Here is a 26,789-nt window from a genome sequence, read left to right on the forward strand (position 1 = left end):
CGAAACCCCCGTCCGGGACCCTTGGGGGACGCCCGCGACCCCGAGGGGCGATGTGCGGTGAGTCGTCCGGGACAGCCGCGATGGGTGTTTGGAACCGGATTCGGGGGAGATAGAACGACACCAGGTAACGGGCCGATCGCGGTCGGGTACCGGGTTCGGCGACGGGTGTGGCGCTTAAAGCATGTTCTTCGCTTTTGTAGCCTTCTGCACCAGCTCCCGTCGTGGCGCGCGGCTCCCACCCGGCGCGTCCGGATCGAGAAAGGCGGCTCATGGCTGAATCTGAATCCACCCCGGCGGAGGGGTATCAGCGGGGCCTCGGCACCCGGCAGATCCAGATGCTCGCCATCGGCGGGACGATCGGCACGGGCCTGTTCCTCGGCGCCGGCAAGAACATCGCCAAGGCCGGTCCGGGCCTCATCGTCACGTACCTGGTCGCCGGGATCATGCTGTTCTTCGTCGTCCGGGCGCTGGGCGAGCTGCTCATGTACCGCCGCGCGGAGGGCGGGTTCGCCGGGTACGCGCGCGAGTTCCTCGGCCCGTTCTGGGGCTACGCCACCACCTGGACGTACTGGATCATCTGGGTCACCACCGGCATGGCCGAGCTGACCGCGGCCGGCAAGTACATCCAGAAGTGGTTCCCGCACTTCGCGCAGTGGAAGACGGCGCTGATCGCGCTGATCATCCTGTTCGTCGTGAACATGATCTCCGTCAAGCTCTTCGGCGAGCTGGAGTTCTGGTTCGCGATGATCAAGGTGGTCGCGATCGTCGCGATGATCGCGATCGGCGTCGCGGTGGTCGCGTTCGGCTTCGGGGACGCGGGCAAGACCGCGTCCGTCGACAACCTGTGGTCGCACGGCGGGTTCTTCCCCGAGGGCGCGACACCGGTGATCATGACGTTGCAGATGGTGCTGTTCGCCTACCTGGGCGTCGAGCTGGTCGGCGTGACCGCCGCCGAGGCCAAGGACCCGGAGAAGAACATCCCGCGCGCGATCAACGCGCTGCCGATCCGGTTCGCGCTGTTCTACCTCGGATCGCTGCTGGTCATCCTGTCGGTCGTGCCCTGGTCGGCGTTCACGCCGGACTCCAGCCCGTTCGTCCTCGCCTTCGACAAGATCGGCATCGCGCACGGCGGTGACATCGTCAACTTCGTCGTGCTCACCTCGGCGCTGTCGTCCTGCAACGCGGGCGGGCTGTACTCCACGTCCCGGATGCTGCGCACGGCGGGCGTGAACGGCGACGGCCCGGTGATCCTGAGCCGGCTGAACGGACGCGGCGTCCCGGTGCTGACCGTCGTGATCTCCGCGCTGGTCATGTGCGTCGGCGTGGTCGTGAACGCGGTCGCGCCGGGCAAGGCGTTCGACTACATCACCTCGGTGTCGACCGGCGGCGCGCTGCTCGTCTGGACGGTCATCATCGTCTCGCACCTGGTGTACCGGCGGAAGGTCGCGCGCGGTGAGCTCGAGGCGTCGTCCTACCGGATGCCCGGCGCGCCCTACACCAGCTACCTGGTGCTGGCGTTCTTCGCCTTCGTCACCGTGACGATCGCGTGGGAGGCCGACACCCGCGTCGCGCTGTGGGTGATGCTCGGCTGGGCCGCGATCATGCTGGTCGGCTGGCGGTTCGTCCGGCGCTCCTCGGCGCGTCGTTCGGCCGAGGCCGGCGAGAAGGCCCCGGCCACCGTCTGACGCGCGCCCTGCCGAAGGACGGTTCTACCGAAGGACGGTTCTACCGAAGGGCGTTCGATCCCCGGACGGGGGCTCCCGGCACGTGCCGGGAGCCCCCGTCCTGGTTTCGGGTGTTTTCGGCCAGGTCCGGCCGCCGCGGGAGGAGGATCGCGGGTGAACGCCGTCATAGCGGGGTGAGTCGGACTGGGCCCCCGGCCGGGTGCGGATCTATCGTGGACGCACCCGACGGGGGAGGGACCGGTGACCGGCAGGACCGTGAGGCGCGGCCTGGCCGCGCGGCTCGACCTCATCCCCGTCGCGCCCCGGACGATGCTGGAGCTGCGCGTCCGGTGGATGCTGCTGATCGTGGTGGCGACGGCGAACCTGGGCGGCGCGCTGGTGGTGCTGCTGTTCGCCACCGTCGTCATCCCGGACCCGCCGACCCACGGGATCACGCATGTCCGGCTCGTGAACACCGCCGCGTTCTTCAGCTACCCGGTGCTCGCCGGGCCGGTCGCGATGGCCACCGGCCTGTACCTGTGGCGTCCGGTGATCCGGCTGGCGCGCGACGGCGGCGTCCCGGACGAGACGCAGCGCCGGGCCGTCCTGCTCGGGCCGCTCCGGCTGACGCTCCTGGTCGGGATGCTGTGGACGGTCGGCGCGATCGGCTGGGCCGTCCTCGACGCGACGCTGTTCAGCGCGCGGATGGCGACCAAGGTCGGGTCGACCTGCCTGCTCGGCGCGATCACCACCTGCACGATCGTCTACCTGCTGTCGGAGCGGCTGCTGCGGCCCGCCGCGGCGCTCGCGCTGGCGAGCCGGTCCGCGCAGAACGTCCGGCTGCCGGGGGTGACGACGCGGGTCATGCTCGCCTGGGCGCTCGGCACGGCCGTCCCGGTGTTCGGGCTGCTCGGCGTGGGCATCGCGGCGCTGGTCACGCCCGGGATCCGCACCACGCAGCTCGCGCTGACCGTCCTCGTGCTCGCCGGGACCGCGATCGGCGTCGGGACGGGCGTGACGTTCCTGGCCGTCCGGGCGATCGCCGACCCGATCAAGGCGGTGCGCGGCGGGATGACCCGGGTCGCGCGCGGCGACCTGTCGGGCGAGGTCGAGGTGTACGACGCGAGCGAGGTCGGGCAGCTCCAGGCCGGGTTCAACGACATGGTCGCCGGGCTGCGCGAGCACGAGCGGCTCCGCGACCTGTTCGGACGGCACGTCGGTGAGGAGGTCGCGGGCCTGGCGTTCGAGCACGACATCGAGCTCGGCGGCGTGACCCGGGACGTCGCGGTGCTGTTCGTCGACCTCACCGGCTCGACCCGGCTCGCCGAGACCCGCTCGCCGGACCAGGTCGTCGAGCTGCTCAACGCGTTCTTCGCCGTGGTCGTCCGGGTCGTCGCCGCGCACGCGGGCTGGATCAACAAGTTCGAGGGGGACGCGGCGCTGGCGATCTTCGGCGCGCCGTCCGCGATGGACGACGCGGCCGGGGCGGCCCTCGGCGCGGCCCGCGAGCTGGGCGGCCGGCTGCGCGCCGAGGTCCCCGAGGTGGACGCGGGGATCGGCGTCTCCGCGGGCCCGGTCGTCGCCGGGTACATCGGGGCCGAGCAGCGCTTCGAGTACACCGTCATCGGCGACCCGGTGAACGAGGCCGCACGGCTCAGCGACCTCGCCAAGACCCACGACGAGCGGGTGCTGGCGTCCGGGCGTGTCGTCGAGCGCGCCGCCGAGGCCGAGGCCGGGCAGTGGCGGTTCGGCGAGACGATCACCCTGCGCGGACGCCGGGGCGCGACCCGCCTCGCCCTCCCCGGCTCCCCGGACGAGGCCCCGGACGCCGCCGCGGCCGAGACCGCCGAGCAGGACGAGCAGCGCGACTCCCGCCGGTTCCCGAGGCTGCCGCGCCCGCGCGTCCCGATCCGCCGCCGTCCCGCCGCCGACGGCGAACCCGACGTCGTCGGCTGACCGTCCGCGCCGACCGATCCGATCGCGCGGGCTGACCGTCCACGCCGACCGATTCGATCGCTCGGGCTCGCCGTCCAATCCATCGTTCCGTGGTGGGTTTTGACGCCTCGGCGTCGCGAAATGACCCGGTTTTTGCCCTCTCTTATCGCCGTGTGGCCCACCGTAAGAAGGAAACGGGACGTACGGAACGGTCACCTCCGGACGGGAGGCCGGTTGCCCAGACTGCGGACTCTGCCGATACGCGTGCGCCTGCCGCTGGTCACCGGAGCGGTGGCGGCGCTGGCCTGCACGATCATCAGCGTGCTCCTGGTGGGCGGCGTGCACAGCCGGGTGGCCGAGTACGACCGGGAGCGGACCACGACCGCGGCGCTCACCTTCGTCCAGATGATCAAGCAGGGCCGGCTGCCCGGCCAGCTCCCGGTCGTGGACGGCGTCCAGGCCGCCCAGGTGCTGGACCCGCGAGGCCGGGTGGTGGCCGCCACGCCCGACCTCGTCGGCGGCCCGCCCATGGCCTCGTTCCAGCCGTCCGAGGAGGCCGTCAGCACCTTCCAGGTGCTCTGCCCGCCGCGGGGCCTGCACGGCTGCATGGACGTGATCGCCTTCAGCGTGTCCCAGCCCGACGGCGACTGGACGGTGTACGCCGCCGACCCGATCGGCCCCTGGTACGGGAGCGGCGCGCTGCTGATGTTCGTCCTCGCGGCGAGCCTGTCGCTCACCCTGCTGACCGCGTTCCTCACCCGCAGGACGATCGACCGCACCCTCGCGCCCGTCAACGCGATCCGCTCCGAGCTGGCCGAGATCACCGCGACCGAGTCCGAGCGCCGGGTGCCGGTGCCGCCCACGCGGGACGAGATCCGCCGCCTCGCCGAGACCGCCAACGCCACCCTGGACCGGCTGGACGCGGCGCTGGAGCGGCAGCGGCGGTTCACCTCCGACGCGTCCCACGACCTGCGGAGCCCGATCACCGGGGCGCGCGCCCAGCTTGAGGAGGCGCTGATGCACCCCGACGGGGCCGACTGGCCGCGGGTCGCCCAGAACGTCCTGGTGTCGCTGGACCGCCTCCAGGCGATCGTCGCCGACCTGCTCGCGCTCGCCCGCCTGGACGCCGCGGCGAACGCCGGGGACGAGGAGGTGGACCTCGCGCGGCTGGTGTCCACCGAGCTCGCCCGCGCCGTCCGGGACACCCACACCTCGGTGGACCTCGACCAGGGCGTCGTCGTCCGCGGCGACCGGCTCCAGCTCGCCCGCCTGCTGACCAACCTGCTCACCAACGCCGAACGGCACGCCGTGTCCCGGGTCTCGGTGTCGGTCGCCGGGGAGGGCGACGAGGCCGTGCTGACCGTCGCCGACGACGGCGCGGGCATCCCGCCGGAGGACCGCGAACTGGTCTTCCAGCGGTTCGTCCGGCTGCGGGAGAGCCGCGACCGCGACCCCGCCGGCACCGGCCTCGGCCTGCCGATCGCGCGCGAGATCGCCCGCTCCCACGGCGGGACGCTGACGATCGCCGACAGCGAGACCGGCGCCCGCTTCGTCCTGCGCCTCCCGCGCGCCCCCGGAAAGGGCAGGCCGAAGCGCTAGGTCACCGGACCGCGTCGTCCTCCGCCTCCTCGCCGTCCCCGTCCCCCGCGTGGTGCCGGGGGACGGGCAGGGGTGGTCCGCGAACCGGCCGGCGTGCTCCCGTGCCGCCGCCCGGCGGGGTCGATCGCGGTGAGGACGGTCAGAAGGTGCTCTGGGACAGGTGCATCCACCCCGTGTAGGCGGCGTTCTTCGCGCGGAACCGGATGCGCTGGAAGGACCGCGGGTTGATGTACCCGGGCCCCTGCGCGAGGACGTACTGGTACACGTAGTCGGACGCGATGAAGCCGACGTCCGCTTCGGTGTCGGCCATGCGGTGCCGCAGCTCCGGGGCGTCCAGCAGGCGGGCGGCCTGGATGATCGCCGAGCCGTTCACGCCCTCCCGGTCCGGCATCACCGGGCCGATGTGCAGCGACATCCGGACGCGCAGCCGCATCGCCTCGCTCGCGGCGTGGTTGTGGCGGCGCAGGCGGGCGGTGAGCAGCGACAACATCGGGTCGACGACCCGCGCGGGCGGGGCCTGCGGCGGGACGACGATGAGCATGCCGTCCCCGCGGTCCTCGTGGTAGCAGGCCGCCCAGGGGACGTTCGAGCCCTCCAGCGCGTCCGGCACGGCCTCGTACAGGACGCGCCGCAGCTCCATGCGGTCCGTGTCGTTGCGGTGCTCGGCCGAGAACCCCACGACGTCGACGAACATGATGGAGCAGACCGTCCCGGCCCAGTCGAGCGTCGTCGAAGGACGCCGCCGCGCCGGGGGCGGAACCGACCCGCGCGCCGCCGGAACCGGGATCGGGACCGTCGCGGCCCCGGCCGCGACCTGCCGGTGCCGGTCCTCCTGCGCCGGCGGCTGCGTGAGCCGCGCGTACAGCTGCTGGTCGAGGACGGCCAGCAGGCGCGGGAACGCCGTGAGGAACGCGGCGAACTCGCCGACCGGCATCCGCAGGACGGTCAGCCGGTCGAGCGCGACGACCGTCGCCGACCGCCTCGGCACCATCAGCGCGGCCCGCTCCCCGATCAGGTCGCCCGGCCCCCGCACCGCGACGATCCGCTCACCGCTCTTCTCCCGGACCCGGATCGTCACCTTGCCCGACCAGAGGACCGCGATGTGGCCGGCGGGCTCGTCCTGGCGCCACAGGACGTGCCCGGCGGGCAGCACCTCGGGCTCGGAGAACCGCAGGAAGCACATCCGCTCGACCGACGTCAGCGCGGACCAGAAGTCCGCCGAACCCGCCGTCCAGCCCACCGGCTGCGGCAGCGGTGGCTCCTCGAACGGGTTCGGCAGCGCGGGCCCGCCGCCGAATCCGCTCGGGCCGCGTCCCCCCGGACGCGCCGGTACCGCCGCCGCCCCCGGCACACCGGCCTGGACGGCGGGGACGCCGGGCCGGGCCGCCCCCTCGACGGCTCGGCCCGGCACGTGATCGAGCCCCGTCCCGTCGAGCCCGGCCCTGTCGAGCCCGGCCCTGTCGAGCCCGGACGTGCCGAGCCCGGACGTGCCGAGCCCGGACGTGCCGAATCGGGAAGTGTCGAGTCGGGAAGTGTCGCATCCGGTCGCGTTGACGGGCGGGCGGCCGCCGCGTCCGCTCCCGTCCGGTTCCGGACGGCGGCCGCTGCCGGACGCCGTCGGCCGCGTGGGCGCCGCCACCTCGTCCGCCTCGTCCGCGTTGCTCTCGTCGCCCGTGTCGTCCGCGTCGTCCGGGAGCCGGAGCATCGGCTGGGTCGGCGGGAACAGGTCATCGTCGTCGCACCGCGCGACGGAACGCGCCGGCGCCTTCCCGCGCCGGTCGCCGGTCGGCCGGTCCCGGCGCGTGACCTCGTCAGGGGGCTGGTCGATGTCGCCGGGGTCAGGGGTCTCGTCGGGGTCGAAGGGGAATTTTCGGTCGGGGAATGTGGTCATCAGGACCCTCATAGGGGGAGAGGGCGGGACGAACCGCCGTCATCGAAGCGCTGGGGCGGGCCCGGCACGGGGAGTGCGGCCCGCGGTGTTCGGCTTCCGGGACCTCTCCCGCACCACCGGGGCGGTACGGGAACGGAAGCCGATCCGGCCCTGGTAGGAACCGGTCGAGCGTGCTTTGATTGACAAAGACCGTCATCGTTTCCGCTGGTCAAAGAGCCCACACCCCGGACGTTCGGGTGCGGGTCGCCGTTCGCGGCGGACTCCCTGGCGGTCCCCTGCGGAGCCGCCCCCGTCCCTTCTCGATCTCCCTGGCTGGCAACCGGCGGTCGAGACGGATCCGGGGCGGCTCTGTTCGCGTCCCCGTAGGGCGGTCGACTTCCGTCGTCACTGCCTCCCGAGCGTCGGCGCGGTCCTCGGCGCGCTACCGCCTCCCTGGGCGGAGCCGCAACCCGTCACGCGCGGTAAGGACGATCCCGGGTCGCACCATCCACCTTGGTGTGGAGCATCTGAGCGTCTACCGATTTGCTACATTGCATCCTAACACCTGCCTTACCGCAAGGAAGAGGAATGAAACCATGACAGAGGTGGACATGGGGATACTTCTTCGGCGGGCCGCCCGGTGGGCGGCGGCGCGGAGGACGCCCGGTGGCGCGATGCCTACCGTCGGGTGGACGGGTGGCGCCACGGTTGATGCCGACGCGACCGCCAGCAATGTGACTTGTTACCAGTTGCCATGTGGCAACCGGCTATATGATTTCAGCTACACAACGTGAGAACGAGCGGATAAGCGGGTGAAGGTGCCGCTCGTTCGGGCTTGGACGCCGGACGCGCCCACCTGCGCCCGATTCCTAGTGAGGATGAGGCTGAGATGGCCACGGACCAGGGTCCTGTAGTCGACAGCGCGCTGCTGCGCAGCGAGCTCGTCAGGCTTCGGAAAGAGAAGGGCCTGACCCAGGAGCAGGTGGCGCGCACCCTGGAGTGGTCGCCGTCCAAACTGATCCGGGTCGAGGGCGGCAAGAGCTCGATCACCCGGACCGATCTCCAGGCGCTCCTGAGGATGTACGACGTGACGTCCGAGAGCCGCCAGGAGCGTCTGCAGACCCTCGCGCGAGGCGCCCGCGAGACCCCGTGGTGGAACCGGTACCGCGGTCTCGTCAACGACGACCTGCTGAGTCTCACCGGCTACACCGCCGGAGCCTCCGTGATCCGCCAGTTCCACGGCACCCTGGTGCCGGGGCTGCTCCAGATCCGTGAGTACGCGCAGGTGCTGGTGTCGGACCTCAGTGACCCGACGGCGGCGGCGATGAGCATCGAGCTGCGGCTGGACCGTCAGCGTCGCCTCCTTGAGCGCGCGAAGCCTCCGCGCCAGTACTACCTCCTTGATGAGGCCGTGATCCGCCGTCACGTGGGCGTCGGCGAAGACCCCGGCATCATGCCCATGCAGCTCAGGCACATCGTCGACCGGGTGGAGAGCGAGGACGAGCTCACCGTGCGGGTCATCCCGTTCACGGCCGGATACCACCAGGGCGTCTACGGTCCGTTCGTGCTGCTGGAGTTCGAGGGCGAGCTGTCCGACGTGCTGCACCTCGAGGGGCGCCCCGGCACGGCGGCGACGATCACCGGCGACTCCCCGCAGATCGCCGAGTACCGGGACACGTTCGAACGCATGCTCGAGGGCGCGCTGTCGGCCGACGAGACCGTCGAACTCATCCGGCAGGTCGCGGACGAGCTGGAGAGGTGAGGGAGGGATAGCCCGAATCGCACACCTATCGGGCCGTCGGGCCATATAGGACGACCCTTGATCTTGTGGCGGAGTGTAGGCGGGAAAAGGACGAACGTTTACACTCATGGGCGGAGAGGCCACAAGGTTGTGGTGAGTTGTGCCCTACTCGACCCTGGCTCGGTGGGTGTGCCGGTCCGTTTACGGGCGAGGTGACCCCTGCCAGCAATGTATGGAGGGTTGCTGGATGGTCGTTCGGTCGGACCGGGGGGACGTGCTCTTCTGGCGGAAGAGCAGTATGAGCGGTGACTCGGGCGATTGCGTCGAGGTCGCGCCGTGGCGGACGTCGGTGCTCGTGCGGGATTCTCACGCGCCGGAGCGCGGGGAGATGGAGTTGAGCCGCGAGCGGTGGCGCGGACTTCTGACGAGTATCCGTGCTGGACGATGTGACGTCGTGCCAAGATCCAGCTGATTTTCGTCCAGCGGAATTCCGTGTGTTCGAGTGTGGGTTGTGGGGCGCCAGCGCTCGGGCGAGGCGGAGGGCCCGGGGTGGCGTCGTGCTGTGCCGGTCGTCGGGCGGATGGGCGGGGCTGGTTACCGTGAGGGGATGCTGGGGTCTCTTACCGGGGAGCTTTCCGGGATCGTCCGCACGGATCTGACGACGCGGACGGCCTACTCGTCGGACGCGTCCCTGTACCGGCGTGTTCCGGTGGCCGTGGCGGAGCCGCGCTCGGTCGAGGACCTCGAACGGGTCCGGCGGGTGGCGGCCGAGGCCGGGGTGCCGGTGACGGTGCGCGGCGGTGGGACGTCCGTGGCGGGGAACGCGATCGGGGACGGGCTGGTCGTCGACGTGTCGCGGCACCTGAACGCGATCAGGGCGATCGACCCGGAGGCGCGGACGGCGGTGGTCGAGCCGGGTGTCGTCCTGGACGATCTGCGCGCGGCCGCGGCCGGGCACGGGCTGACGTTCGGGCCCGATCCGTCGACGCATTCGCGGTGCACGCTCGGCGGGATGATCGGGAACAACGCGTGCGGGTCGCACAGCGTCGCGTACGGGACGACCGCGGACGCCGTGGTGGAGCTGCGGCTTCTGCTGCCGGACGGGCGGCACGTCACCGCGCGGCACGGAGGCGTCGACGATCTCCGGCTGGAGCGCGGGCTGCGTGCCCTGCGGGACGCCTTCCTCGGGCCGTTGCGGACCGAGCTCGGCCGGTTCGCGCGGCAGGGCTCCGGTTACGGCCTGCATCATCTGCTCCCCGAGAACGGCTTCGACGTGGCGAAGGCGCTGGTCGGGGCCGAGGGGACGTGCGGGATCGTCACGGAGGCGACCGTCCGGCTGGTGGAGCCGCCGAAGGCGCGGGCGCTCGCGGTGCTCGGCTTCGCGGACGTGTTCGAGGCGGCGGAGGCGGCGCCCGCGATCGCGGCGTCCGGGACGGCGCTGACCGTCGAGGGCATGGCGTCCGACCTGCTCGCCGCGCTGCGCGCGCGGCCCGGACGGCATGACGCGGGCTCCGATCTTCCACCCGGCGGCGGCTGGCTGTACTGCGAGGTCGGCGGGGAGAGTCCGGGGGAGGCGCGCGAGGCCGCGCACGCGCTGGCGCGGGCGACGGCGGCGCGTTCCGTGGTCGTGGACGATCCGCGCCGGATGCGGGAGTTGTGGTGGATTCGGGAGGCGGGCGCGGGGATCGTGACGCGCCTTCCGGACGGCGGCGAGGCGTGGCCCGGCTGGGAGGACTCGGCCGTCCCGCCCGACCGCCTGGCCGCCTACCTGCGGGATCTCTACGCACTGATGCGGACGCACGGATTGCGCGGCGTCCCGTTCGGGCATTTCGGCGAGGGCTGCCTGCATGTGCGGCTCGACTTTCCGCTGGCGACGCGTCCGGGGGTGTACCGGGCGTTCGCGGAGGACGCGGCCGGACTCGTCGTCGCGCACGGCGGGTCGGTGTCGGGGGAGCACGGCGACGGCCGCGCCCGGTCCGAGCTGCTCGACCGCATGTACCCGCCGGAGCTGCGGGTGGCGTTCGCCGCGTTCAAGCGACTCTTCGACCCCCACCGCGCGTTCAACCCGGGCGTGATCACCGATCCGGAGCCGCTGGACGAGCGGCTGCGTCCCGGGCCGGGCGCGGACCGGCTCGCGATCACGCCGGTGCACGCGCTGGCGCGGGACGGCGGATCGTTCGCCGCCGCCGTGCAGCGGTGCGTGGGCGTCGGGGCGTGCCGGACGGTCGAGGGCGGGACGTCCATGTGCCCGTCGTTCAAGGTCACGCGGGACGAGGTGCACTCGACGCGCGGGCGGGCCCGGGTGCTGGCCGAGCTGCTGCGCGGCGAGTCGCTGCGGGACGGCTGGCGTTCGGCCGAGGCGCGGGACGCGCTCGACCTGTGCCTTTCCTGCAAGGCGTGCGCGAGTGACTGCCCGGTCAACGTCGATATGGCCACGTACAAGGCGGAGTTCCTGCATCGCCATTACGCGTGGCGCGTCCGGCCGATGACGCACTACTCGATGGGATGGCTGCCGCTCTGGTCGCGCCTCGCGACGGTCGCGCCGGGCATCGCGGACGCGGCGAACGCGGTGCTGCGGGAACCGCGGATCGCGACCGCGCTGAAGCGCGCGGCGGGGATCGACACGCGGCGTGACCTGCCGTCCTTCGCCCGCCGTCCGCTGCGGAGGGCCGGCCTGCCCGCACGGACCGCGGGACGGCCCGTCGTGCTCTGGCCGGACACGTTCACCGCGTTCCACACGCCCGGGATCGGGCGGGCCGCCGTGTCCGTCCTGGCGGCGACCGGGCACCGGGCCGTGCTGCCGCCGCGCGCGGTCTGCTGCGGCCTGACCTGGCATTCCACCGGGCAGCTCGGGGTCGCGAAGCGCGTGCTGCGGCGGACGCTGGACGTGCTGGGACCCGCGCTCGACGCCGGGCTCCCGGTGGTCGGGCTCGAACCGTCCTGCACGGTCATGCTGCGCGACGAGGCGCCCGAGCTGCTGCCGGACGATCCCCGCGCGCACCGGCTGGCCGCGTCCGTGGTCACGCTGGCCGAACTCGTCGCGGACGCCGGCCCCTGGCCCTTCGGGACCGTCGACCAGGACGCCGTCGCGCAGGTCCACTGCCACCAGGAGGCCAAGGGCTCCTACGCCCCTGACCTGCGTGTTCTCGAACGGCTCGGGGTCCGGACGGATGTCGTCGGGGCCGGGTGCTGCGGCCTCGCGGGCGACTTCGGGTTCGCGCGTGGGCACTGGGACGTGTCGCAGGGCTGCGCCGAACGCGAGCTGTACCCGAAGGCGCGCGAGGCGCCGCTCGTCCTGGCGGACGGGTTCTCGTGCCGCGTCCAGATCGTCCAGGGGACGGGCCGCCGCGCCGTCCACCTGGCCGAACTTCTGGCGGACGCGCTCGAACCGTCCCCCTGACCGATCAGACGACCACCTTCAGGATCCCTTCGAGGTCCTCGGCGGACGGGACGATCCCGAAATCCGCGAGCACCTTGGCGAACTCGGACCGCTCCAGCTCGCGGGTCTCGCTGGTGCGGTCCGGCAGGATCGTGATCAGCGTGAGGTTGTCGAGCTGGCGGAGCGTGTCCACGGTGAACTTCTGCGCGAAGACCCGTGTGACGAAGGGGGAGTGCGTGCTGGTGGCGACGTAGTGGCTGCCGAGGACGAAGTCGATCGGGTACGCCCGGACCTGCGCGAACACGTGCCGCCGCGCCCAGCCGTCCGGGCCGTGCTGCTCCATGGCCCAGTTCCGCACGCCGAACTCGTCGTCGTCCAGCCGGACGAGCCGGAACCGCCAGCCGTCCTGGTCGGACTCGGCGCCGTCCTCCAGCGGCAGGGGCTCCAGCGGCCCGCCGCCGAACCCGACGTCGCAGAGCCACGAGCGGTCGTCGTCCTCGGGCCGGACCACCAGCAGCGCGTGCGTCGCGGGACGGACGGTCCCCTCGGGCGCGTCGAGCACGACGCGTCCGACGATGCCGGTGAGGTCGAAGCCGAGCCGTTCCAGCGCGGCCGCGAACAGCGCGGCGTGCTCGAAGCAGTAGCCGCCGCGGTCGGACCGCACCATCTTGTCCTGCAAGGACGGCACGTCCAGCGGGACGGGCCGGTGGAGCACGGGTTCCAGGTTCTCGAACGGGATCGAGGTGGTGTGCCCGCGGTGCAGCGCGCGCAACGTCGCGAGCGTCGGCGCCCGCTCCCCGTCGAAGCCGATCCGGTCCAGGTACGCGTCGAGATCCAGGTCGGCTCCGTGCCACATGTCGCTCATGCGGAGAACGCTACGACCCCAACCTCACTTGAGGTCAAGCCGCTCGCCGACCGGCGCCGCGACGGGAGCCTGCTCGGTGACGGGACGGTCGAAGGCGGCCTCGTCCGTCGGTGTCGCCAGGATCTCGCCGGGGGCCGCCGGGACCTCGCCCGGTGTCGCCAGGATGGCGCGGAGTGTCAGGGCCTCCTCGCGGCTCAGCGTCGCGACGAAGCGGGCCAGCACCTCGGGCGGGTCGCTCGCGACGCGGAGCCGGTCGTGCATCTGGTCGGCGACGAGCCGGGACTCGTCCACGGCCAGCTTGTAGAGGAAGTGGCGGCCCTCCCGCATCCGGCTGACCAGGCCCTTGCCCAGCAGCCGGAACAGGATCGTGTTGACCGTCGTGTAGGCCGGTGCCCCGGACAGCGCGTCGCGCAGTTCCGAGGTCGCGACGGGCCGCTCCGCGGTGGCGAGCGCGGCCAGCACCTCGGCCTCCAGTTGTCCCAGCCGTCTGCGCGTCACCGGATCAGTCCCCGCTCCGTCCGACGTTTGCATGATGGGGCAATCGTAGTCCGCGGCGTCCGGTCTGGTACGCCTCGCCCCACCCGGTTCTCGCACGGGTTCCAGGAGATTCCCATCGCACGGTTAGCGATCATGCTCAAGGGTAATGAAGAGGCTGCGGAGAGTAATCATTCTCTCTCGCAAGGACGCCTGCCGCGCCAGGTCGGACCTGCCGGAGCCCGTCACCGACCCCCGGGCTCCGGAAGCGGCCCGGCGCGGTGGGCGACCCGCCCACCGCGCCGAGTTCCCCGGCGTTCGCCGTGTTTCCCGTGGTCAGCGCACGTAGACGGCGGTGCCCACCGGGACGAGCCGGAACAGCAGATCGGCCGTGTGGTACATCGGGATGCGCGCGCAGCCGTGCGACGCCGGGTACAGCGGAACGCTCGGCTCCCCGTGCAGCGCGTAACCGCCGTGGAAGTACAGCGGCTTGTAGAGCCCGCCCAGCGGCGCGTGCCGCCAGCCGTTGATCTTCCGCAGTACGTGGAAGTTGCCCGACGGGGTCTTCGCGTACGAGCAGGAGCCGTTGACGCAGTACCGCTTGCCGGAGCCGGTCGACGTCATGGTGATGAGCTGGACCTTGTTCTGCTTGTAGACCACCACGAGCTGGTGCTTCTTCGACACCTCGACGCGGTTCGCGGCCCCGCCCTTGATGATGCGCGGCGGCTGCGCCGGGTGCGCGAGGGCCTTCCAGGTCTTCGGGCCGACGGTGCTGCTCGGCGTGATCCTGTTGACCCGCTGGAAGGCGTAGACCGCGTACCGCAGGTCCTTGCCGTACTTTCCGTCGGCCGTGCCCGGGTCGTAGTGGAGCGCCCGCAGGCGCGTCTGGAGGTACTTCACCGTCGCGCCCTTGTCGCCGAAGCGCAGGGTCTTGGCCTGGGCCGCGACGTCGCCCTTCGCGGCGGTGACGGAGTGCGGGACGAGGCCCGCCCGATCCGGTGCTCGGTGCACGGCGGCCTCGGCGGTGCCGGGCAGGGCCGTCGAGATCGTCCCGGCGATCGCCAGCGGGACGAGACCAAGCAGGAGTCGGCGCATGCAACTCTCCTCGGGGGGTGTGAGGGGGAAGGATCTTCTCCCTCTTACTAGTCCTCCCGAAGGCGGGGGACAAGTGGGGCGTGGGGTGCGAAAAGCCACGAGAAGACGGCCGAACCCGAGAGGTCCGGCCGTCGTCATACTCGAGTTGCGCCGTCCTCCCCGGACGGGCCCCGCGGCCAGGTTCGGAGCGCGGGGGCGGGGTCAGCGGACGCGGCGCTCAGGAACGAGGTCAGCGGACGCGGAACTTCGGGCCGACCAGCGAGGTGTAGAAGATGTGCTTCTTGGTGTCCAGGCGGCCGACGGCCGCGTAGACGCGGAACTTCTGGCCGCCCTCGAGCGCGCCGGTGAAACGGCTGGTCGTGCCGTTGCCGTTCCGGTTGACCAGGCACCAGTCGTGGATCGCGGGCTCGGTCTTGCTCGCGGACAGGTCGTAGCAGAACCCGGCGCTCTTGCCGTCGCCGCGCGTGTCCTTGACCTTGATGACCACGAAGACGAACGCGGGGGCCTTGCCCTTGCGCGCCCAGTACCAGTGTCCGTAGACCTTGGCGCCGCGGATCTCCTTGGCCTTGTAGTAGTGGATCTTCCCGGTGCGCACCATCTTGGCGGCGGACGACACGTCCGCGGTGCCCTGGAGGGAGGCGTTCGGGGCGACGCGGTGGCCGGCGTCCGCGGACGCGGGGAGCGCCGTGGCGAGGGTGGTCGCCAGCGCCGCTCCGCCCACGAGGGCGGCGGTGAGTTTGTTCATGCTGACACCTTTTGTGCGGGGGTGTGATGTGAGTGGTGGGATGCTACCCCGCGGGACCGACAACTTGATCATCCTTTTTCGCGCGCAGCCCTTACGCCACAGGGGATGCGGTGCGTCAGCGAAGGGGGATCAGGCCCGTCTGGTAGGCGATGATGACGAGCTGCACGCGGTCGCGCGCGCCGAGTTTGGCGAGCAGCCGGCGGACGTGCGTCTTGGCCGTGCCGGGGCCGATGTAGAGCCGCTCGGCGATCTCGGCGTTGGTCAGCCCCTTGGCCACGAGGACGAGGACCTCGCGCTCGCGGTCGGTGATGGCGTCGAGCGCCGCAGGCGTCGCGGGGGACGGGTCGGGCTCCGGGCGGGCCGCGAACTCCTCGATCAGCCTCCGGGTGATGCCGGGGGCCAGCAGCGCGTCACCGGCCGCGACCACCCGGACGGCGTCCAGCAGGTCCAGGGGCGGGGTGTCCTTGAGCAGGAAGCCACTGGCCCCGCCGCGCAGCGCCCCGAAGACGTACGCGTCCAGGTCGAAGGTGGTCAGGATCAGGACGCGCACGTCCGTGGACGACGTGATGAGCCGGGTCGCCTCGATGCCGTCCATCTCGGGCATGCGCACATCCATGAGGACGACGTCGGGCCGTTCGCGGCGGGCCCGCTCGACGGCGTGGAGCCCGTTCGCCGCCTCGCCCACCACGGTCAGGTCGTCCGCCGAGTCGACGATGCCCACCAGCCCCGCCCGGACAAGGGCCTGGTCGTCGGCGACCACCACGCGGATCATGCGGCGTCCTCGGCCAGGGGGAGCCGGGCGGCGACCTGGAAGCCCCGGCCGGGCAGGGGGCCCGCGTGGAACCGGCCGCCGTAGAGGTGGACGCGTTCCCGCATGCCGTCCAGGCCGTGGCCGTGGACCGGGGGCGCGGTGCCGCCGTCCCCGTGGTCGGTCACCTCGATGGACAGCTCGTCCACCCGGTAGTCGATGACGGCGCGCGCCGTGGTGCTCCCGGAGTGCCGCACCACGTTGGTCAGGGCCTCCTGGACGATCCGGTACGCCGACAGGTCGATCCCGGCGGGCAGGTCGCGGGGCCGTCCGCTGATGACGACGTCGACCTGGACGCCCGCCTGGGCGGTCTGCGTCACGAGCCGTTCCAGATCCGCCAGCCCTGGTGCGGGAGCGCGGGTGGGGCCGTCGGTCCCGCCGCTCGGGTCGTCCTCGCGCAGCAGTCCGAGCAGCCGGCGCATCTCGCCCAGCGTCTCCCGGCCGGTGGACTCGATGATGCCCAGCGCGGTGCGCGCCTCGGCCGGCCGGTCGTCGATCACGAGGTGCCCGAAACCGGCCTGGACGGTGATCACGCTCATGCTGTGCGCGACCACGTCGTGCAGCTCGCGGGCGATCCGGATCCGTTCCTCGGTGACCTGGCGCCGGGCCCTCTGCCGCTCGGCCTCCGCCTGCTCGGCCTGCCGCGCCGCCTGCTGCCGGAGCAGGTTCTCGGTGTGGGCGCGGTGCTGTCCCACCGCGAAGCCGACCGTCCACACGGTGACGAAGACGAAGACGAACATGACCATGCCCCGGCTCGGCGAGGCCGCGATCGCCACCACCGGCGCCTGCGCCACCACGAGCGCGGCGACCGCGACGCGCGGCGGGCAGAGGGACGCCGCCGAGTAGAGGACGTAGGGCATCGCCACGACCGGCGCCCCCGCACCCCCGCCGCCATGGACGGGAAGCAGCGTCAGGATCGAGGCGGTCATCGCGAGGACCGCGCCCAGCGGATACCGCCGTCGCAGCGCCACCGCCGCGACGACCAGCGCCGTCCCGGAGAGCACCAGGAGGGCGAGACCCGGCGTGCGCATGTACTTCCACAACGACATCGGCATCATCAGGGCGCATGCCGCGGCGGCGAGGTGGTCCAGCGCCTGCCAGTGCCCGGCGCGCACCCACCTGAACAGCGGCGGGCGGAGCTCGGAATGCATGCCCCGACCGTAGAGGCGCTCCCCCGGATACCGCATCGCCCTGCGGACGTATCCCCGCGGGCATACGCGCACCGCTGACCATTCCGCTCGTACGCCCGCGTGCAGAGCCGAGAAAGCGCCCGCCGGGGGACGATTCGCCACCACCCGGACCGCCACCGTGGACGGACATCCCCGGTCAAGGAGATCTGATGATCGAAGTCCACGAGCTCACCAAACGCTACGGCTCCGTCACGGCCGTCGACCGCCTGTCCTTCGCGGTCCGTCCCGGCCGGGTCACCGGCTTCCTCGGGCCGAACGGCGCGGGCAAGTCCACGACGATGCGCGCGATCCTCGGCCTGGACACCCCCACGTCCGGACGGGCCCTGGTCGACCGCGTCCCCTACCGGACGATCGACAGGCCGCTGCGCGTCGTGGGATCCCTCCTGGACGCGGGCGCGGTGCACGGCGGACGGAGCGCCAGGAACCACCTGGAATGGCTGGCGGCCACCAACGACCTGCCGCGCTCCCGCGTCGGCGAGGTTTTGGAGCGGACCGGGCTTTCCAGCGTGGCCCGCAAGCGCGTCCGGGGCTTCTCGCTCGGGATGAGGCAGCGGCTCGGGATCGCCGTGGCCCTCCTCGGCGACCCGCCGATCCTGATGTTCGACGAGCCGGTCAACGGACTCGACCCCGAGGGCATCGTCTGGATCCGCACCCTCATGAGGTCGCTGGCGTCCGAGGGCCGCACGGTCTTCGTGTCCAGCCACCTGATGAGCGAGATGGCGCTCACCGCCGACCACCTGATCGTCATCGGACGCGGGGCCCTGATCGCCGACACCGGGACGGCCGACTTCATCCAGTCGAGCTCACTGAACGACGTCCTCGTCCGGACGCCGCGGACCCGGCACCTCGCCGACCTCCTCACCGCCAAGGGCGCCCGGGTCGCCGCCGAACCGGACGGCGGGCTCGCGGTCACCGGCCTGACCACCGAGGCCATCAGCGAGGTGGCCGCCGCCCACGGCGTCGAGGTCCACGAACTGGCCAGGCGGCAGGCGTCGCTGGAGGAGGCGTACATGAAACTCACCGACGCGTCCGTGCAGTACCGCGCGAAGGACGGCGGCCGATGACCGCGCCGTCCTTGGTGCCGGGGCGCGGGGTGCTGCGCTCGGAGTGGATCAAGCTGCGCTCGGTGCGTTCCACCACCGTGATGGTGCTGTTCGCGACCCTCGTCGCCGTCGTCCTCGGCGTCCTGGCCACCTCGTCGGACGCGAGCGGCGCGGCCACGATGACCGCCCAGGACCGGGCGCAGCTCGATCCGCTGGGGGACTCGTTCATCGGGCTGATCTTCGGCGAGCTGGCGTTCGGCGTCCTCGGCGTCCTCGCGGTCAGCACCGAGTACCGGACGGGCCTGATCCGCACGACGTTCTCGGCGGTGCCCCGGCGCGGACGCGTCTACCTCGCGAAGGCGCTGGTGGTCGGCGCGGTCTCGCTGCTCCTCGGGACGCTGCTCGCCTTCGGCTCCTTCGTCCTGGGGCAGGCGATGCTGTCGCCCGAGCACCTCGAGGTCCACCTGGGAGATCCCGGCGTGCTGCGGGCCGTCCTCTCCGCCGGGCTGTACCTGTTCGCGGTGACGATGATCGGATTCGGGCTCGGCGCGATCCTGCGGCACGGCGCCGCCGCGATCGCGGCCCTCGTGGCGCTCCTCTGGCTCACCTACCCGGTCGGACGGATCCTCGACCACCTCTCCTACCTGCCGTCCCGGATGCTCCTGTTCAACATCGCGGACGCCATCACCCGAGCGCACCCGGCCACCGGGAAACCCGCGCTGCGGATACCGTCCCTCGACCTCGCCTACACCGGCCTCGCGCTCTACCTGGTCGTGTTCCTCGCGCTGGGCGCCTGGAGGATCTCCCGCGATGCCTGAACCCGTGACCCGGGGGATGCTCGCCTCCGAGTGGATCAAGCTGCGCTCGGTCCGCTCCACCTGGCTGACCCTGCTGTGCGCGCTGCTGTTCGTCCTCGCCTTCGGCCTCTTCGACACCCTGTCGGTCACCGAGTCCTGGAACACCATGTCCATCGAGGACAAGGCGTCCTTCGACCCGCTGGCGGAGACCTTCGCCGGAATGCAGATCGGCGAACTCGCCTTCGGCGTGCTCGGCGTCCTCGCCGTCAGCGTCGAGTACGAGACAGGGACGATCCGGACCGCGCTCTCCGCCGTCCCCAGGCGCGGAAGGGTCTTCGCGGCCAAGGCCATCGTGGCGGGCGGCGTCATGCTCGCCGCCGGCCTCGTCCTCGCCGTCGTCACCTTCCTCGGCGGCCAGTGGATGCTCTCCGCGAAGCACCTCGCCCCTCGCCCCACCGACCCCGGCGTCCTACGATCCGTGGCCTGCACCGGCCTCTACCTCGCCGTCGTCGGCCTGATCGGCTACGGCCTCGGCGCCCTCATCCGCCACACCGCCGCCGCGATCTCGGTCATGTTCGCCGTCATCTGGCTCACCTACGCCGCCACCCACGCCGTCGAGAAATGGACCTACACCCCCGACCGCTGGCTCCTGGTCAGCGCCTACCAGACCCTCTCCAGAACCCACCCGCAATCGGGCCCCAGCGCCCTCCGAGCCCCCACAACCACCATGGCCCTCATAGAACTGGCCACCTACCTCCTGGTCTTCCTCTCCCTAGGCGCCCACCGCATGTCCCAAGACCCCTAAAGAGGACGGCCGGACCCGAAAGGTCCGGCCGTCGTCATCAAGGGCCCTGCCCCCCGGACTCGGCGAACGCTGAGCTTGGGGCCGCGGGCCGCGGTGTAGAAGATGGGTCGCCCCGCGTGTCCTTGACTTTGGTCACCACGAAGACGAGCGCGGCCCCGTGCCTTTGCGGGCCCAGTACCAGTGGCCCCAGACCTTGGCGCCGCGAATCGTTCTCGCCGAGCACGTCGTTGTGGGCGGGCTCGGGGGCGGGCCCGGGCCCGTACCCGGGAGAGCTCGGCGTTCATGGCGGCGGCGACGTTCAGTAGCGGTCGATTTCCGGGCGGTGGTGCGGGATGACCTTCCCGACCTCCTTGGCGATCTTGGTCTCGACGCCCTCGTACTGGTCGGCGGTGAGGAATATCGCTTCCCGGGCTTCGATGAGGACGCTGACGCCTTCCGCCAGCGTCTGCATCGTGTCCTTCCTCAGTTCCTCGAACTGTGCTCTGACTCCGGACGATTCGCCCACCGGGCCGAGCGCGCCCATGACGATGACCGCTTGATCTAGTGCGGAGTTGGCGAAGGACCAGGCGTTGACGGCCTCATTGAGGGCATAGCCACCCGAGTTGCGTATCTGGTTAGCTTGGAAATGAATGTCTTTGCCGTTGGACATTGGTTCTCCTGGGCGATCTCGGGTCTCGATGATCTATTGCAGATGGCTGCTTATCTGTTCACCGATCCGGCCTGCGAACCCGATCTGCTTGGAGTAGGTGAGATCTGGCCGGTGGAAACGCCAGGTCGCCGTGACGATGGTGTCAGAGTGGCCGACGTCGATCGAGCCGAGGTTGCCGTAGACACAGTTCTTCATCGGCAGGCTCCGTTTCAAGGTGGCACACCCCCGCCCCTTTTCCTTGCTGGACAGGATGTCATTTGCCGCAGGCGTCGGGTATTTCTGCACCGTGAGTTGCAGCGAGAAGACCGTGGCGTCATTTGTCCGGGGAGTCCAGCGGCAGGAGGTCCGGTCGGCGGTGTCCTCGGTGGTCTTCGCCGTGAGGTTCGATTCCTTGAGTTCGGGAATCGCTGTCGTGTCGATGACGTCGCAGGCGGCTAGGATCTTCGAGGGCTCTGGCGTGCCCGATGTGGTGGTGGGAGAAGAAACCGGTGCGGGGCTCTCCGGGCCACTTCGGCTGCTTTGAGTGTCGTTGCAGCCGACCAGCAGGCATCCGGTGGTCAGTGCCAGAGCGAGGGTGGCCACTCGTCTCGTGGGGGACGTCATCGGGTGAACTTCCAGCATTGGGGGTCTCTGGCGGCGTCCTGAAGATGGGACGGAGGAGTGAGCTTTCCGATCTTCGATCTCAAGGACATCGCGCTGATCTGATAGGTCGCGATCGCGTTCCTCAGGTCCATCTGCGTCTTGAAGATGTTGTTGACGAAATCCCGCAAGGCCACGGTGATCGTCATCTTGTCCTCTTTGGACGGGTCGAAGTTTCCGACCAGGCCCTCGACTCGGCTGCTGGCCTCCATGGTGAAGTCGACTGCCTTGTCGTAGGCCGCCAGGATCTGCTTGGTGACTTCCAGTAGCTGGTCTCCGCCTTCGCGGAGAACCGCGGCGTTGCTGTCGCTGACCTGACCATTGCGCGTGATGTACTCGGAGAACGACCTGTATGCGGGGCCGTCCCAGAAGCCGCCAAGGTTGTTTGTGGCCTGGAAGAGCGCGGTATTCGCCGAGCCCATTTGATCGGCCGCCTCGAACCAGTATCCGGCGGCGCGGAGGACGGCTTTGTAGTCGCCTTTCAGCTTCTTCGCCGTCGCGAGCGCTCGTTGTGCATCGTAGATCAGGACGACGCCCATCGCGGTATTGAGCACCTGCTCGGAGCGGGACGGCCACGACTTCTCGATGGCATCGGTGGCTTTTTGGTCGGGGCCGGTTTTTCCTTCGCCGCCACTGGGCTTGGGTTTGATCTCAGGTTTGGGCTTCGTCACGAGATTGTCCTTGCTCGGCTCAGTACGTGCGGCGAGAGATTTGCTGGACGCCGTCGGCGTAGGCGGCGCTCAGGCGGTCACTTCCTGCTTTGATCGCCTCGAGTATCCGGGGGCCGAGCCGGCCGGCATCGACGTGCGGCAGTGCCGCCTGGTCCAGCCTGATCTGGACGCCTCCATCACCCCGTACGATCGCGACGCCGAGGCCGGGCCTGATCTCCTGGACGACCTCCGCGTCCCGCAACCTGCCGCGCAGTGCGGATCTCCGCTCGACCGCGTCCTCACCAGCCTGGACCCTGGCCTCGATGGCACCGGCGAGGGCGAGCACCTCCTCGATCAGAAGGTTGCTTCGGGCGGCGGACGGAGGGCCGCTCAGGGCCGTGTCGCGTGGGAGCATCGGCCTCACCTCCCCTGGCTCTCGATGACCTTGGTCTCGGCCGCCTCGCGGAGCCGGCGCGACTTCGCGTTCGCCTGGCCGATCACTTCGGTGATGACGGCGTCGAGCCGTCGGCGCGCGTCCGGGTCGGTGATCGCCCGCTGGTCGATGGTGAGGTCGACGATGTCGCCGTTGCCGGTCACCGTCGCCGCGACCAGGCCGTCGGCGGACCGGCACTCCAGGAGTTTCGCGTCCAGCCTCCGATGGAGCTCCTCCAGCTTGCGCCCCAGCCTGGTCAGACGCTCCAGCGTCATCTGAGTTTCGGCCGCGTCAGGCGGTGCTCCGTCGTTAAGGAGCTCCTGATCGTTCATCGAACTTCCCCTGCCTGCTTCCTTCTCATCCGGAGAACGCCCCAGAGCGCGAGTCCACCGCCGCCCAACACGACGGGGACGGCCCAGAGGTAGGTACCGATGCCGGTTCCTTGGTGTTCACGGCCAGGTTCGGGTGCTGCTGGAGCTGCGCTCGGTGCAGCCTTGCCGTCGTTCTGTCTGCCACTCCCGTCCTGTTTCATGTGGACGTCCCAAGCGCTGAACACCGGATTGTCGGTTCCGGTCACGCCCTGCGGGGCCAGCGCCAGGTAGGGGCGGATCAGGCCGTGACCGGTCTGCTGATCCGCTCCCTTCTTGCCCGTGTCCCGGGCGCTGTTGATGATCAGCCGGGTGACCTCGCGCGCCGTCATGTCCGGGAACTTCGAGCGGATCAGGGCGGCCACGCCGGAGGTCAGCGCAGAGGCTTGGCTCGTTCCGCTGAGATCGGGGTCGAACTTCCCGTTCCGCAACAGCGTGCCGACGTACACGCCTGGGGCGGCCACCGCGACGTAGTCCTGACGGCCGGTGCGAAACCAAGGTTTGTACTTGTTGTCGACCGCCCCCACCGCGAGCACTCCGGCACAGGAGGCCGGCTCCTCCAAGGGGTTGTCGGCATGCCCGTTGTTGCCGGCGGCCGTGACTACGAGTACTTCATGCTGGAGCGCGTAGTCGACCGCGTCCTGGAGCCAGGGCATGCACCGGTACTTGCCGGAGGTCGTCGGTGTGCCAACGGAGATGTTGATGACCTTGGCCCCGTGGTCGGTCGCGTAACGGATGCCCTGCGCCTCCGCCGAGGTGAAGCCGACCGCGTCGGATCCGTGCAGGACCCGGATGGGCAGGATCCGGGCGTCCGGAGCGACTCCTGCCATCCGCTGATCCCGCCCCTGTCCGGCGATCAACGCGGCCATACCAGTGCCGTGACCGCCGTTGACGTCGTCGGAATCGGTTCTGGCGTCTCCCTTGCCAGCGGTCGCGTCATAACCGGGGAGGACCGCACCGCGCAGGTCGGGCAGCTCGGCGTTCACTCCGGAGTCCAGGACCGCGACGGTGACCCCCCTGCCAGTGCTCACCGGCCAAAGGCGGTCCTGGATGCCCCAGGTGGAGAACCACCACTCCTCATCCCGAACCGCCGGGGCGGCGCTCGCCGGGCTCATCGGCATCCAGAAGACCATCGAGGAGATCGTCGAGATCGTCGCTGAGATCCCCAAGGTCTTCCTCAGCAGGTCCGGGCGCTTCCGTTCTCTCCGGCGGCGGTTCATTTTCCGGGAACGCGTCGGGAACAGGATCTGCATGGCGGGCTGGGCTCTCCCCGAGGTCGTCGTCCCTGTCTCCGGCAGGGCTTGTTGACCACCCTGCCGGAGCTTGCGGTCTCCGGACAGCGCTGTCCAGGAGAAGCTGGAGCTCGTCGATGCCGAGCGGCTCGTTCGCCGCCTGGAGCAGCAGCTCCTCGATACTCCGCTCACCGTTGCCCTGAGGTAGCTCACCGATCAGTGACGGCGCGACCTCGCCACCGTGATCCCAGAGATCCGCCTCTTCGGCCATCCAGGAGTCACGACGCCGCTCGCGCTCACGTCGCTTCCGGTCCTCAGCCGATTGACCGGGAACCGCCGACTCCGAGGCGGTGGCCCTCGCCGCCGCGCTGCCCTGCGCTTGGGAGGCCGCTGCGTCCACGGTGTTCGGCCCCATCGATCCACGCATCCCGATCGGATCCCCGCCCGGAGGCGCGAGGAATGGACTGGAGCCGAAGCCTCCCGATCCCGAAGCCGGACCCCCTGGACCGGCCGGGCCCCCGAACTGATTCCCACCAGGCCACCCCCACGTGCCTCCGCCTGGCCCACTCCCAGGCGCAGCGGAGGGCGGCATGGCCGACAGGTCAGTCGGAGGCTTGGAGAAGAACGGATCAGAGGGAGACCCGGTGCGTGGATCATCACCAGGCCCCGAGGGCGATGTCCCAGAATGCGATCCACCAGGATGCGAACCCCCGCGGTGTGGCGTGCCCCCGTGAGAGCCGCCCGGACTCTGTGGGGCGTGGCCCGATGGGCCGCCAGGACCGCCCCCGGGAAGCGAACGATGAGGCCCCGAGCCACCGCCTGTTCCGCCGCCCGGCCCGGACGGTCCAGAGCCGGGGCCTGGCTCTGACACATAGCGTTCGTCCCCCAGGGAGGGGAGATCGTTGGTGACCTTGTCCGGCATCCCCGCCCAAGCGCTGACGATGTGGTGTGTCACCGTGAGCATCAGGGCCTGTGCTGCGGCGTCTGCCATCGGCTTGGAAGTCGCCGGAATCGGATCGGCGGGCCACTGCACAGTCTTGTACTGGGGAAGCACCGCGCTGTATTGCTGCAGCGCCGAGCTCGCGCGATTCGCCGAAGCCGTCATGTTGGAGACCGCCCGGGCCATGCGCTTCAGAGAATCGCGCGCTCCGTCCGCAGCGCCACTGTCCCAAGCCGAACCTTCGATCAGCCAGACGGCATGGCCGAGGCTCTCCTCCAGCACCTTGAGATGCTCTCCGGCCACTCGGTAGGCCGCCGCGGCATCGCTGATCGCCCCGGGATCGGTCTGCTCGAGCAGCCGCTTGACCGTCGCTGCGTCGTAGCCTGCGGCATTGCCGGAAGGCTGGCCGCCGGCCTTGAGGGAATAGGTCTTCCGCGTGCTGCTCACGTCGCTCCTCGCGCCTACTCGGCGAACCGGCTCTCTTCCCTGCGGGGCCGTTCACTCTTGTCCACCCCTCGGGCCGCGGTGAGGGTGTCGCTCTCGGCGTCGCCGTAGTTGCTCGCGGTGCGGCGGAGCGCCTCGACGACAGAGCGGTATTCATCGATCAAGTCGGCATAGGCGTGTGCCAGCCCTTGCCGTGCCATGTCGGTCGTCTTGGCCAGGTTGCGCCCAGCGTCCCAGTCGCCGATCTGTCCGGCGGTGAGGTGGGCACGGTTCTCTAGATCCGCCATGCCGCCTGAACCGCCTCCCCCCAAGGCGTCCTCGAGTTCGATCGCGGCCCTGAGGATCTTTTCCCGATCCCATTGCGCCATGCGGTGCACCCCTCACCAAACGCCGACAAGCAAGGTCCTTACAGGCGGGCAGTCAAGGAAAGATCTTTGAGGGGTTATGTTGCGAGTTGGTAACGCAACCATCGCGAAGAAGTGACACCGAACTCATGAGAAGGAGTGGAGACACGGTTTGGCTCGGCGGGTGGGGAGTGATAGCGCGAGCATTCTTGCTGCTCATGGGAGTGGACGCTGCTTGCTCAACCATGAACCGGGCGGACGGCGCTGGCGAACTGGCTCTTGTGGTCAGAGCGCCGGTCCAGCGATCACCGCACGGCGACAAGCGGCCCAAGCCGCGCCAACGCCCCAAAAGCGAACGCCCCGCCCGCCGACGCGGACGGGGCAATTCCCATCTGTTGTGTCCCCCCGCTGCCCATGACCCCCAGGGGCAACAAGAATCCGCCCCTGTCGAAGCCTCTGACCAGCGCAAACTCAGAATCGAGGCGTCCTTCCCACTCCCCGACACCCGCCGAAACCGTCAGAGGGGGAACAAGGACCCGGAGCCCGACCGATGACCCGCCGCGGCGACAGACTCATCCTCATCACGACGACAGCCTCGGTCACCCTCGTGGCGCTCGTGGCCGCGACGGCCCCTACCGCCACATATACGAGCTCGCACTGCGGCACGGCGAGTTCCGGTGGACGGCCATGCCCGACCGTCCCCACCAGAGGCCGAGCACTCCCGCCCAGTGCCCAAGCGCTGATGGTGCTGGTCTGCCTTCGCAAGGGCGAGACGTTCGGCGACCTGGGCGCCGGGTTCGGAGTGACAACATCCCCCGCGTGGCGCTACATCAACGAGACCGTGCAACTGCCGGCCGCCCGCTCACCCAAACTCGCCCAAGCCCTGCGCAAAGCCGCCCGCGACGGGGTGCTCTATCTGGTGCTGGACGGCACGCTCATCCCGATCGACCGCGCCGCCACCGACCGGCCGTTCTACTCCGGGAAACACCGCAGACACGGCATGAACCTCCAGGTCATAGCGCACCCGACGGAACCCGGGAGGCGCGGGCGCCCGCCGGTTAGAGCACGGCCTGGCCGCAG

Annotated in this window: 24 protein-coding genes and 1 pseudogene; 10 read left to right on the forward strand and 15 right to left on the reverse strand. The window is 70.6% G+C overall.

Going from position 1 to position 26,789, the window contains the following annotated elements:
- Positions 1–269: 269 nt before the first annotated feature.
- The 3 genes from EBO15_RS02835 to EBO15_RS02845 all read left to right on the forward strand — a co-directional run bounded on the left by EBO15_RS02835 (position 270) and on the right by EBO15_RS02845 (position 5,198).
- Positions 270–1,685, forward strand: a complete 1,416-nt coding sequence (locus EBO15_RS02835) for an amino acid permease (protein ID WP_122192690.1) — start codon at positions 270–272, stop codon at positions 1,683–1,685.
- Positions 1,686–1,925: 240 nt separating this feature from the next.
- Positions 1,926–3,620 carry an adenylate/guanylate cyclase domain-containing protein gene (locus EBO15_RS02840; RefSeq protein ID WP_233615889.1) on the forward strand — a complete coding sequence of 565 codons (1,695 nt, stop codon included), beginning with the start codon at positions 1,926–1,928 and terminating at the stop codon, positions 3,618–3,620.
- Between the two features lie 213 nt (positions 3,621–3,833).
- Entirely contained in the window at positions 3,834–5,198 is a 1,365-nt protein-coding gene (locus EBO15_RS02845; RefSeq protein ID WP_233615890.1) for a sensor histidine kinase, read from the forward strand.
- Between the two features lie 139 nt (positions 5,199–5,337).
- On the opposite strand, the gene EBO15_RS02850 is transcribed toward EBO15_RS02845, so the two are convergent.
- Positions 5,338–7,089 (reverse strand): cyclic nucleotide-binding domain-containing protein, encoded by a 1,752-nt coding sequence (locus tag EBO15_RS02850; protein ID WP_147481355.1) that lies wholly within the window; start codon positions 7,087–7,089, stop codon positions 5,338–5,340.
- Positions 7,090–7,957: 868 nt separating this feature from the next.
- Between EBO15_RS02850 and EBO15_RS02855 the strand changes: the two genes are divergently transcribed.
- From EBO15_RS02855 to EBO15_RS02865, 3 genes are all read left to right on the forward strand, one after another.
- A complete protein-coding gene (locus EBO15_RS02855) occupies positions 7,958–8,830 on the forward strand; it encodes a helix-turn-helix domain-containing protein (protein ID WP_122192692.1) in 873 nt (290 codons plus the stop codon).
- Positions 8,831–9,056: 226 nt separating this feature from the next.
- On the forward strand, positions 9,057–9,281 hold the full coding sequence (locus tag EBO15_RS47200; RefSeq protein WP_122192693.1) for a DUF397 domain-containing protein: 225 nt from the start codon (positions 9,057–9,059) through the stop codon (positions 9,279–9,281).
- A 135-nt stretch (positions 9,282–9,416) separates the two neighbouring features.
- Complete coding sequence (locus EBO15_RS02865) at positions 9,417–12,209, forward strand: FAD-binding and (Fe-S)-binding domain-containing protein (protein ID WP_122192694.1); 2,793 nt, start codon at positions 9,417–9,419, stop codon at positions 12,207–12,209.
- Between the two features lie 4 nt (positions 12,210–12,213).
- Here EBO15_RS02865 and EBO15_RS02870 read toward each other — a convergent pair whose 3' ends face one another.
- From EBO15_RS02870 to EBO15_RS02895, 6 genes are all read right to left on the reverse strand, one after another.
- Complete coding sequence (locus EBO15_RS02870; RefSeq protein ID WP_122192695.1) at positions 12,214–13,053, reverse strand: arylamine N-acetyltransferase family protein; 840 nt, start codon at positions 13,051–13,053, stop codon at positions 12,214–12,216.
- A 24-nt stretch (positions 13,054–13,077) separates the two neighbouring features.
- On the reverse strand, positions 13,078–13,551 hold the full coding sequence (locus tag EBO15_RS02875) for a BlaI/MecI/CopY family transcriptional regulator (RefSeq protein ID WP_122192696.1): 474 nt from the start codon (positions 13,549–13,551) through the stop codon (positions 13,078–13,080).
- 312 nt (positions 13,552–13,863) lie between these two features.
- Positions 13,864–14,622, reverse strand: a complete 759-nt coding sequence (locus tag EBO15_RS02880) for a L,D-transpeptidase family protein (protein WP_122192697.1) — start codon at positions 14,620–14,622, stop codon at positions 13,864–13,866.
- A gap of 229 nt (positions 14,623–14,851) precedes the next feature.
- Positions 14,852–15,367 (reverse strand): hypothetical protein, encoded by a 516-nt coding sequence (locus EBO15_RS02885; protein ID WP_122192698.1) that lies wholly within the window; start codon positions 15,365–15,367, stop codon positions 14,852–14,854.
- A 115-nt stretch (positions 15,368–15,482) separates the two neighbouring features.
- The gene (locus EBO15_RS02890; RefSeq protein WP_122192699.1) at positions 15,483–16,139 is read right to left on the reverse strand and encodes a response regulator; all 657 of its coding nucleotides are present in this window, start codon (positions 16,137–16,139) and stop codon (positions 15,483–15,485) included.
- Entirely contained in the window at positions 16,136–17,326 is a 1,191-nt protein-coding gene (locus tag EBO15_RS02895) for a sensor histidine kinase (protein ID WP_122192700.1), read from the reverse strand. Before EBO15_RS02895 ends, EBO15_RS02890 begins: the two co-directional genes overlap by 4 nt.
- Positions 17,327–17,514: 188 nt before the next feature.
- Here EBO15_RS02895 and EBO15_RS02900 point away from each other — a divergent pair, with 188 nt between their 5' ends.
- The 3 genes from EBO15_RS02900 to EBO15_RS02910 are packed head-to-tail and all read left to right on the forward strand — an operon-like array spanning position 17,515 to position 20,010.
- Complete coding sequence (locus EBO15_RS02900; protein ID WP_122192701.1) at positions 17,515–18,429, forward strand: ABC transporter ATP-binding protein; 915 nt, start codon at positions 17,515–17,517, stop codon at positions 18,427–18,429.
- Complete coding sequence (locus EBO15_RS02905) at positions 18,426–19,226, forward strand: ABC transporter permease subunit (RefSeq protein ID WP_122192702.1); 801 nt, start codon at positions 18,426–18,428, stop codon at positions 19,224–19,226. The genes EBO15_RS02900 and EBO15_RS02905 overlap by 4 nt, the downstream gene beginning before the upstream one ends.
- Positions 19,219–20,010 (forward strand): ABC transporter permease subunit, encoded by a 792-nt coding sequence (locus tag EBO15_RS02910; protein WP_122192703.1) that lies wholly within the window; start codon positions 19,219–19,221, stop codon positions 20,008–20,010. The genes EBO15_RS02905 and EBO15_RS02910 overlap by 8 nt, the downstream gene beginning before the upstream one ends.
- Positions 20,011–20,308: 298 nt before the next feature.
- Here the strand turns inward: EBO15_RS02910 and EBO15_RS43515 are convergent, their stop codons facing one another.
- From EBO15_RS43515 to EBO15_RS02950, 8 genes are all read right to left on the reverse strand, one after another.
- Positions 20,309–20,659, reverse strand: coding sequence for a hypothetical protein (locus tag EBO15_RS43515; protein ID WP_147481356.1), 351 nt, complete (start codon positions 20,657–20,659; stop codon positions 20,309–20,311).
- Between the two features lie 33 nt (positions 20,660–20,692).
- Positions 20,693–21,241 carry a DUF3558 domain-containing protein gene (locus tag EBO15_RS43520; protein ID WP_147481357.1) on the reverse strand — a complete coding sequence of 183 codons (549 nt, stop codon included), beginning with the start codon at positions 21,239–21,241 and terminating at the stop codon, positions 20,693–20,695.
- A gap of 17 nt (positions 21,242–21,258) precedes the next feature.
- Positions 21,259–21,969: a hypothetical protein gene (locus tag EBO15_RS02930; RefSeq protein ID WP_147481358.1), complete on the reverse strand. Its 711-nt coding sequence runs from the start codon at positions 21,967–21,969 to the stop codon at positions 21,259–21,261.
- Between the two features lie 19 nt (positions 21,970–21,988).
- The gene (locus EBO15_RS02935; RefSeq protein ID WP_122192708.1) at positions 21,989–22,363 is read right to left on the reverse strand and encodes a hypothetical protein; all 375 of its coding nucleotides are present in this window, start codon (positions 22,361–22,363) and stop codon (positions 21,989–21,991) included.
- A gap of 5 nt (positions 22,364–22,368) precedes the next feature.
- The gene (locus EBO15_RS02940; protein ID WP_158628108.1) at positions 22,369–22,656 is read right to left on the reverse strand and encodes a YbaB/EbfC family nucleoid-associated protein; all 288 of its coding nucleotides are present in this window, start codon (positions 22,654–22,656) and stop codon (positions 22,369–22,371) included.
- A gap of 53 nt (positions 22,657–22,709) precedes the next feature.
- On the reverse strand, positions 22,710–23,882 hold the full coding sequence (locus EBO15_RS02945; protein ID WP_158628109.1) for a S8 family peptidase: 1,173 nt from the start codon (positions 23,880–23,882) through the stop codon (positions 22,710–22,712).
- Positions 23,827–24,252, reverse strand: coding sequence for a hypothetical protein (locus EBO15_RS44010; protein WP_158628110.1), 426 nt, complete (start codon positions 24,250–24,252; stop codon positions 23,827–23,829). The genes EBO15_RS02945 and EBO15_RS44010 overlap by 56 nt, the downstream gene beginning before the upstream one ends.
- 1,130 nt (positions 24,253–25,382) lie before the next feature.
- Positions 25,383–25,733, reverse strand: a complete 351-nt coding sequence (locus tag EBO15_RS02950; protein WP_147481359.1) for a hypothetical protein — start codon at positions 25,731–25,733, stop codon at positions 25,383–25,385.
- A gap of 688 nt (positions 25,734–26,421) precedes the next feature.
- On the opposite strand from EBO15_RS02950, the pseudogene EBO15_RS02955 reads away from it, so the two are divergent.
- A pseudogene (locus tag EBO15_RS02955) lies at positions 26,422–26,736 on the forward strand (transposase family protein); the annotation flags it as partial.
- Positions 26,737–26,789: the final 53 nt, after the last annotated feature.

It is taken from the genome of Actinomadura harenae (genome assembly GCF_003696215.1).
Classification (GTDB): domain Bacteria; phylum Actinomycetota; class Actinomycetes; order Streptosporangiales; family Streptosporangiaceae; genus Spirillospora; species Spirillospora harenae.